Genomic DNA, 1,592 nt, shown 5'->3' with positions numbered 1-1,592 from the left:
CGTCAGCCAGTCTGATCTCACCCGCCGCTACCGTAAGCCAAATATGCGGCGACGGCGTGTCGGTTTGGTACATCGACGCGCCCAGCAGTTTTTTCGCCAGTCGCCAGCGCCGAGTCACTTCTTCGGTTTGCCACACCACACGCTGCAAGGCCGTACCGTCACTGATCCATTGATTGGCAATGGCCACACACACCGGCGAAATCCCCCAGTGTGCCGATTGTGCCTGCGGATCAATACGCGCCAACAACGAGGCGTTAGCCACGATCCAGCCCACTCGTACACCGGCGGCGACTGTTTTCGACAGGCTGCTAACCAGTATTCCTAATTCAGGTAAGTAGTTGCACAAAGGCGGGCTGTCGGTGAGCGCCCCGTAGACGTCGTCTTCAATGATCCACACCCCATGACGCCGAGCAATAAGGGCAATCGCCTGTTTACGCGCATCCCCCATTACCGCCGACGTCGGGTTGTGCAAGGTTGGGGTCAATACCGCCATGCGTGCCCCGGTAGCGCGGATCACACGGTCGAAGTCCTCGGGCACAATGCCTTGCGCGTCCATGGCGACGCCGTGCATCGGCAAGCGCAATTGCGCACAGGCCGCTTTGATCCCCGGCGCTGTATACGCTTCAACCAAGACCGGCTCACCCGCTTGGCACAAAGACAACAACACCGTAAACAACCCTTGTTGCGCGCCCGTACACAGCATGATGTTGTCAAGCGGCACAGGCAGCCCCCGCGCCGTGAGCCATTGGGCGCCCAGCACGCGGGCCTGAAGCAAGTCGGCCGCGCTCAGGTAGCGTTGCAAACGGCTGGACTGATGGGTGTCTAGCAACCATTGCAACGCCCGTGGATCACTGTGGCTGGCGTGGTCAATCGCCGGAATATTGGTGCGCAGATCAATGTGCTCGGCGTGTTCATCAACCTGCTGCAATCGGAACAAGGTCGCCTCTTGGCTGCCCGACAAGACGTAGGTGCCCCGCCCGACTTCACCCGAAACCAAGTGCCGTCGCGCCGCCTCGCGATACGCCTGCAAGGTGGTACTCGGGTTCCACCCCAACGCCCAGGCCAGCCGCCGTTGTGGTGGCAAACGCTCACCGGGTTTTAATTCGCCACAACTGATGGCCTGGGCAATCGCGTCGACCAACGCCAGATAGCGCGGTTGCGATGAGTCATTTAAAGCGGGAATCCACATTTATTGTTGGCCATGCAATATAAGTCTCGGCCCATACAATGCGACGCCCCTAGAATCGAGTCAAATCCTCTAATGATGGTGCGCCATGTTTGATCTGACAGCCCTTCGCCTCGCCGCCGACACGGTGTATCAAAGTATGCCACCTACCCCGCAACTGGCTTGGCCTCTGCTGGCTGAACAGTTGGGTTGCGCAGTGTGGGTCAAACACGAGAACCATACCCCGACCGGCGCATTTAAAATGCGCGGCGGCATGTTGTATGTACAAGGTTTGCTGGCCCGCGAACCCCTCACCAAAGGGCTGGTCACGGCAACCCGAGGCAATCACGGTCAGAGCTTGGCGCTGGCAGCACAGCGCAATGGGCTGAAGATCAGCATTGTCGTACCCGACGGTAACTCACGGGGC

The 1,592-nt window shown here is 59.5% G+C and carries 2 protein-coding genes; one reads left to right on the top strand and one right to left on the bottom strand.

Annotation, left to right across the window (positions count from 1 at the left end; all coding sequences use genetic code 11):
* Positions 1-1,189 (bottom strand): aminotransferase-like domain-containing protein (locus AQS70_RS10010; protein ID WP_055102638.1); only part of this gene is annotated, 1,189 nt, incomplete at its 3' end.
* An 85-nt stretch (positions 1,190-1,274) separates the two neighbouring features.
* Between AQS70_RS10010 and AQS70_RS10005 the strand changes: the two genes are divergently transcribed.
* On the top strand, positions 1,275-1,592 hold a 318-nt coding region (locus tag AQS70_RS10005; RefSeq protein ID WP_156355111.1), incomplete at its 3' end, for a pyridoxal-phosphate dependent enzyme.

This window comes from Pseudomonas endophytica (genome assembly GCF_001411475.1).
GTDB classification, from domain to species: Bacteria; Pseudomonadota; Gammaproteobacteria; order Pseudomonadales; family Pseudomonadaceae; genus Aquipseudomonas; species Aquipseudomonas endophytica.
Note: the sequence above shows the minus strand (reverse complement) of the source record. Positions and strands in the feature narration are given on the sequence as shown.